The following is a 6307-nucleotide window of genomic DNA, read 5'->3' on the forward strand; positions in this document are numbered from 1 at the left end:
GAGGTGGAAGGTCGTTGAGCAGGCAGGCGAGCTGGGCGTGTCGCCGCTCCGGAAGGACGAAAGCCCCTCAGCTACGCCGGTGCGCGACGGCGGCTGTCGAAGGGGCCTGGATGTCCCGACGCCCGAAAGTGTCGGTGTCCGACACTACGGTGCCCCGATGACCAACGTATCCGTCGCGCCCGTGGCCCGCATCCGCCCTCCGGAGGACGGAGGCGAACGCGAGATCCTGTCCGGCCTGCTTGACTTCCTGCGTGCCTCGGTCGTGAACAAGGTCGCCGGGCTCACCGACGAGCAGGCGTCCGGTCGGCCGGTGCTCGCGTCCGGGCTCACCCCCGCTGGGCTGGTCAAGCACCTGACCGGGGTGGAACGGTACTGGTTCAGCATCGACTTCGCCGGTCACGAGTTGCCCCCGCCGTGGACCGACGACGAGCCCGGTGCGTTCGCTCTCGCCCCCGAGGACTCGCTGGCTGAGATCGTCGAGGCGTACCGGGCCGAGTGCGCGCGGTCCTCCGCAGTCGTAGCGGGCGCGGCCCTCGACGACCGCGCCCGGGCCGCCGACGTTTCCTTCACGCTACGGTACGCGCTCGCGCACATGATCCAGGAGACCGCGCGCCACTGCGGCCACCTGGACCTGCTGCGCGAAAGCATCGACGGGCAGGCCGGCGAGTAGTCAGACCTCCGGCTGGCTTGGTACGCCAGCCACGCCAGCCACGCTTGCCGGTCACCTCGGTCCGATTGGATCCGTGTTCACGCAACAGGTCGGTGCCCGCCGTCCGGGCAGCCCGGCCGTGGGCACCCCTGCGGACGATTGGCGCCCCGTCAGCGGTCGGCCCAACCCTGCCGGACCCGACGGTGCCGCCGCCACACGTACAGCACCACGCCGGCGGCGATCACGGCCAGCAGGGCCCACTCGCCGATCCCCAGCTCACGCTCCAGGCGATGGTATGAGGCCGCGCCCAGGTAGCCGAGCAGCGCCACGGTCGTCGCCCACACCAGCCCGCCGGCCAGGTTCGCCCGCACGAACGGCGGCCACGGCATCCCGCCGGCGCCGGCGACCATCGGCACCACGGCCCGCAGGACCGCCACCCACCGGCCCACCACCACCGCCCACGCACCGCGCCGGGCGATCAGGCGGCGGGCACGCCGGACGTCGGCGCGCCCGCGCGCCGACCCGGAGGCTCGGGCAAGCATCCCCGGGCCGTACCGTCGGCCCAGCGCGTAGCCGACCTGGTCACCCAGGCACGCCCCAACCGTCCCGGCGACGACCACCGCCCACAGCGGCAGCTCACCGGCGTGCGCCACGAGCCCCCCGACCAGGATCGCCGTCTCGCCCGGTACCACCAGCCCGAGCAGGGTCGAGGACTCCAGGGCGGGCAACACGAACACCAGGGCCAGGACGAGGACCGGCGGTAACCCGGTAAGCACCGCCACCACCCGGTCCACTCCCTGATTGTCGCCCACACCGGCTTGATTTGCGGCCAAGAACCCCTCCGGCGCCGCCGGGCGGTCGGGCCGGCATCCGTCTCCAAAGCGGTCGCGTTCCTCGAAAGCCAGGGCCTCGTCCGCCGGGAACGCGACGAACGCCGCCGCGAGCGCTACCTCGTCGACGACGACGTCTGGTACCAGTCGATGATCCCCGCCGCCCGAGCCAACGCTCAGCTCGCTGAGAACGCCCGGCAGGGCGTCAGCATTCTCGGCCCCGGCACCCCGGCCGCCGTCCGCCTGGAGAACATCGCCCGCTTCGTCGACTTCGTCGGCGAGAGCATCAGCCGCGCCGCAGAGCAGGCCCGCGAGATCCTCTACACGAAACCCGAAACGGCCTCGGGCGGCACGGCCACGCCACGTCCAGACCACGGATAGACAGCCGCTCGACGGCGACGGCCATTCGTGCCTGCGCCGGATCCGTCAACCCGAGCTGCCCCCAATCGCACGCACGCGGCCGAGACCACCTGCTTCCTGCTCGCCTCGGCCCGCCAGCTCTTCAAGCGCCCGGAACCCGAAGGCGGCGGCCCGGGAAGCACTGTGGACACCTTGCGTGGACACACTGTCCACGCGCGTCTAGGCTTGCGGCGTGTCCCTACTCACCGTCCTTCTCACCGTCCCTGTGATCGCCCTGCTGACCCAGCCGCTCTGGGCGCCCTCCTGGGGCGCGGGCATCCTCGGGGAAGTCGCGGCGTTCGGCGTTCCGGGCGGGATCGCGGCGACCGCTGTGTTCTTCGGCCTTGTCGCCCTCTACTGCCGTCACCTGCAGCGGCTCCAAGAGTGCGTCGCTCCCGAAGCTCGTCTGCGGTCCCCACGGTCCGTCTGGTTGATGTTCGCCATCCCGTTCAACTTCGTCGAAGACTTCTTCATCATCGCCGACCTCGGCGGCAGCCTCCGCCGCGACGGCCGCGTACCGGATTCCGTCATCCGCGCATGGACGGTTGCCGGCGGAACGTGGTGCCTCTTCCAGATCGCCTCGCTCCTTCCCGGAACGGTCGGCGTGGTGTCGGGCGTGCTCGCACTCGCCGTCTGGGCCTGGCACTGGAGCCACACCGCTCTCATCGGGCGCCGGTTGACCGCCGCCGTCACCGCCTAGGAAGGCCCACCCGTGCCCCTTCCCCGCTTCCACAGGCTGCCCCTCGACGAGCAGGCGCGCATCCTCGCCGTCGCCACCCGACACCTCTCGATTCGCGGCCTCGCGGGCGTGTCGGTCAATGAGATCGCCGACGAAGCCGGCCTGTCCCGCTCCGCGATATACAACTACTTCGACGGCAAGACCGACCTCATCGACGCTGTTCGCGCCGCCGCCATCAGGAAGGTCGCTGCGGCGCTCGGCAACTGGACCACGCAGTCCGATCCCACGGCGTTCTGGGCCGAGTTCCGGGCAGGCGCGGAGCAACTTTCCGCACTCCTCGCCGAGGCTCCAGAGCTCCGCCAGGCCCTCGCCACCGTCACCGGCGGCGGGCTTGACGAATGGGTGAACGCCTTCTTCGAGAACGCGGTCGCGCTCGGGCTCGTGTCCCCGCAGCATCGCCGCCTCACCCGTGTAGCCACCGGCGCGATCCTCGCGGCGGCGGACGCCGCTGAGCTCGCTGAGCCGGGCAGCATATCGACGGCGGACGTGGAGGCGGTGCTGCGAGCAGTCTGGCGCGGGTGACGACGATCCGCCGGACGGGCGGCGTGCGTCTTGATCGACGGAGCACGACAGCAGGGCACACGTCGCTACAGAAATGCGCTGAGCAGCGGATGGCGACGCGTGGTCGCCACGAGCGCTGGCCCGGCCTGTCCTAATGCGGTCATGGCCACAGCCGGACAGCTCATCAGACCTGGCGTCGCCCGACCTACTTATTAGCCTGGCGTCGCCGGGCTGTTCCCGGCGATGCCGTATCTCTCAATGGATCGATAATCATCTTGAAGAACACAAGGAATGGGCTGATCGCCGGGGCGGGTGCATTGCTGCTCCTGCTCTGCTGCGGCTTTGGCGTTTTCGGTTACCGGGTCATGTTCAAGGACGACGCCGAGGATGTGGCGGAGAAGTACCTCACCGCCATCCAGGACAGAAAGGTCGATGACCTGCGGGCGGTGATCTGCGCCAGCGAGCAGAAGAGAATCGATGACGATAACGCGTGGGATGACGACGAAGGCCTGCTGGACTGGGAGATCACATCCAGCAGGGAGCGCGAGAACTCGGCGACCGTGACCGCGGAGTTCACCGGAACCGACGACGGCGAGGTCAGGACCGGCAACATCACCATGACCCTCCTCAAAGAGGACGGCGACTGGAAGGTCTGCGACGTCGACGAGACGCGGGACTGAGTTGGTAGGGCGCGGCCGCGACATGCGGTCGCTCCTTCCCGAGGTCAAAGCTGCGTCCGCGTCCTCGCCCGCCCAGGGCCGGAGAATGGCGTCGCTGAACTACTCGACCTGATCCCCGACCTCGACCGGGCCATCGAGGTCGCGCTCGCCGACGCGCCGTTCGAGCTGACCGCCGGCAGCCAGGAACAGGTACGCCGCAGGCCGAGCCCTGGCCGCCGAGACGCCCCGGCGTGACTCTCCTGCCGGGTCTCACCTGGCACGAGGTCCCGGCCTGGCTCGCCGGCGCAAACGCCGTGATCGTGCCCTCGCACGCCGACACGGTCCGCCTCGTCACACTGGAAGCCACGGCCGCAGGTACCCCACTTGTGGTCCTCAGGTCGTACGCCAGCGCCTGGCTTCAATTGGGTATTGGGGCGCGCCACTTCGCCGCGCTCCTTTGAGTGGCAATAGGAACTGATTCAGCGATACGCACACGCGTGGTCGTGGCGCTATGTGTTTCTGTTGCCGTAGCTGCCGCCGGCAGCATTCAGACCACGAAGAAGTGCACCGGCCTGGGCGTGACCTCAGGGGCGGGGCAGGTACACCCGCCAGTTGGCGACGGTGACCACGTCGAACGCGCCTGGTTCGGGACCGAGCCGCTGGTCGAGCCGGGCGGCCAACGGCGAGCCGACCGGCGCGACCCAGGCTGCGTCGGGTTCGGCCGCCACCGTCCGGCGGTATGCGGGCAACCGGTCGAAGCCGGGGCGCAACTCGTCGTCGACCACCGCGCAGACCACGTTCTCACCGGTGGCATAGGTAAGCCGGTTGCAGGTCCAGTAGCCACCACGCACGTGCCGTACGCCCAGCTCGACGAGGGCGTCGACGAGCGCGCGATGCCGCTCGGCCTCGGCGTGGGTGGCCGGCACGGTACGGATCGCCTCGACGGTCGCCACCGCGGCCGTGCCGAGGATGGCCGCCAGTACGGCAGGCGCCACCACGCGGAGGACCCCGGAGCGTCGACGGGCCGCACGCCACAGCGGCCAGAGCAGAGCGGGGGCCGCGACCGCCAGGCAGGAGAGGTAGCGGGAGCTCTCCACAGGGGTCCGCCCGGCCGCGCTGCTCACCACGTACGCCGCGAGCACCGCTGCGGCCCCGGCCAGCAGCGCCAGCCGCACCGCCGCCGACACCCGCTGGTCGTCTCCCGCTGCGGCCCCGCCGGGGCGTGGACCGTCACCGTTCCTCGCGACTGGCAGGGCTTCGAAATCTGCTGTCGACCCCCGCGCTGCGCGGAGGATGCGCCAAGCGGACAGAATGGCGAGGAGCAGCAGGACCGGGAACGCGAGCGCCCACCAGAGCTGCCAGGTGGCGCAGTGGCTCGGCGAGCAGAAGCCCATCCCGAGCGGCGGCCCGAGCACCAGGCCGCCGTAGAGCCGCTCGCCCCAGCTTGCCGTCGCCTCCCCGCCGCTGGCGGTCAGGACCGCGGCGAGCGGGTTGCGGCCGTGCCGGAGGCTGTCCACCAGCATCGGCGCCGCGCCCAGCAGCAGCGCGCCCGCCACGACCAGCCCCGCCCGACCGGCCAGTTCCCGCCGGCGCCACACCACCAGCACCGTGCCGGTCCCGAGGATGTACGGCAGCAGCAGCGGGTCGACCCAGAGCATCAGCCCGGACACCAGCGCCCAGGCCGCCCAGCGGGGCAGCCGCCGACCCGCTCCGTTGGCGCACAGTGCGACGGTGAGCAGGGCGAGCGCCACCCCGGCCGGGTTCATCTCGGGGTAGCCGCCCCCAGCGATGAGCTGGTTCTTGACCACCCGGTCGGAGCCGAGCGCGAGGAAGCCGATGACCAGCAGGGCGAACCAGGGGTCGCCGCCGAGCCGACGGGTGAGCCGCCAGGACAGGGCGAGGAACAACGCGTACAGCGCGAGGGTGGGCAGCCGCAGCGCAAGCACCGACGGCCCGGTGAGCGCGACCAGCGGCGCGGCCAGGTACGCCTCGAGCGTGCCCATGTAGGCCTGCCCGTAGAACCAGATCGGGAATTCCTCCCCGCGGGCGATATGCAGGGCGGCCAGCCCCATGGTCGCCTCGTCGCTGTTGGTGGGCGGGGCGTCGGCGAGCAGCAGCGCCAGCCGGTACCCGACCCCGGCCAGCCCGACGAGCAGGGCGAGCAGCACCGGCAGCCGGGGACGCCAGGGCGCACGTGGCCGGGCGCGGTCGCGCGGTTCCTGGCGTGCCGTGGCGGTCATGCTGCGATCATGGCATCCGGGCGGCTGGCGGCCGGTAGCCCGGCCTCAGCCAGCGACGGGTGCTGGTGCCGAAAACCTCGTCCGTCCTGCTCATGGCAGTCTTGATCACTGGGATGAGAGCGCGGATCATTCCGGATCAGAAATCATTTCCTATTTCATGATCCACGACGCGGCCGCCCCCTCCCGAAGTGGCCGAGGTTAGGCTAGGGCCGACGTATTGTCGCCACCGTGGAGATTCCCGTGAAGCTCTCGATCCTCATGCCGGTCTACAACGAGGAAGAACGCATCGC

The 6307-nt window shown here is 70.7% G+C and carries 7 protein-coding genes and 1 pseudogene; 6 read left to right on the top strand and 2 right to left on the bottom strand.

Annotated features, from left to right (window positions below; all coding sequences use genetic code 11):
* The first annotated feature begins 157 nt into the window (after positions 1–157).
* Complete coding sequence (locus tag ACZ6O2_RS31290) at positions 158–670, top strand: DinB family protein (protein WP_466025427.1); 513 nt, start codon at positions 158–160, stop codon at positions 668–670.
* 149 nt (positions 671–819) lie between these two features.
* On the opposite strand, the gene ACZ6O2_RS31295 is transcribed toward ACZ6O2_RS31290, so the two are convergent.
* Positions 820–1461 (bottom strand): DedA family protein, encoded by a 642-nt coding sequence (locus ACZ6O2_RS31295; RefSeq protein ID WP_466025428.1) that lies wholly within the window; start codon positions 1459–1461, stop codon positions 820–822.
* 36 nt (positions 1462–1497) lie between these two features.
* Between ACZ6O2_RS31295 and ACZ6O2_RS31300 the strand changes: the two are divergent.
* The 5 genes and pseudogenes from ACZ6O2_RS31300 to ACZ6O2_RS31320 form a co-directional block, all read left to right on the top strand.
* A pseudogene (locus ACZ6O2_RS31300) lies at positions 1498–1860 on the top strand (MarR family transcriptional regulator); the annotation flags it as partial.
* A gap of 244 nt (positions 1861–2104) precedes the next feature.
* The gene (locus ACZ6O2_RS31305; RefSeq protein ID WP_466025429.1) at positions 2105–2578 is read left to right on the top strand and encodes a hypothetical protein; all 474 of its coding nucleotides are present in this window, start codon (positions 2105–2107) and stop codon (positions 2576–2578) included.
* Between the two features lie 12 nt (positions 2579–2590).
* Complete coding sequence (locus ACZ6O2_RS31310; RefSeq protein WP_466025430.1) at positions 2591–3139, top strand: TetR/AcrR family transcriptional regulator; 549 nt, start codon at positions 2591–2593, stop codon at positions 3137–3139.
* Positions 3140–3393: 254 nt separating this feature from the next.
* A complete protein-coding gene (locus ACZ6O2_RS31315; protein ID WP_466025431.1) occupies positions 3394–3798 on the top strand; it encodes an Rv0361 family membrane protein in 405 nt (134 codons plus the stop codon).
* Positions 3799–4028: 230 nt separating this feature from the next.
* Complete coding sequence (locus ACZ6O2_RS31320; protein WP_350712350.1) at positions 4029–4238, top strand: glycosyltransferase; 210 nt, start codon at positions 4029–4031, stop codon at positions 4236–4238.
* Positions 4239–4361: 123 nt separating this feature from the next.
* On the opposite strand, the gene ACZ6O2_RS31325 is transcribed toward ACZ6O2_RS31320, so the two are convergent.
* Positions 4362–6017 carry a DUF423 domain-containing protein gene (locus ACZ6O2_RS31325; protein ID WP_466025432.1) on the bottom strand — a complete coding sequence of 552 codons (1656 nt, stop codon included), beginning with the start codon at positions 6015–6017 and terminating at the stop codon, positions 4362–4364.
* Between the last annotated feature and the right edge of the window lie 290 nt (positions 6018–6307).

Source organism: Micromonospora sp. NPDC048040, from assembly GCF_055587185.1.

Excerpts from the sequence above, each read along its gene's own strand:
- ACZ6O2_RS31325 (WP_466025432.1), bottom strand. The coding sequence starts at position 6,017 with ATGACCGCCACGGCACGCCAGGAACCGCGCGACCGCGCCCGGCCACGT.
- ACZ6O2_RS31290 (WP_466025427.1), top strand. The coding sequence starts at position 158 with ATGACCAACGTATCCGTCGCGCCCGTGGCCCGCATCCGCCCTCCGGAG.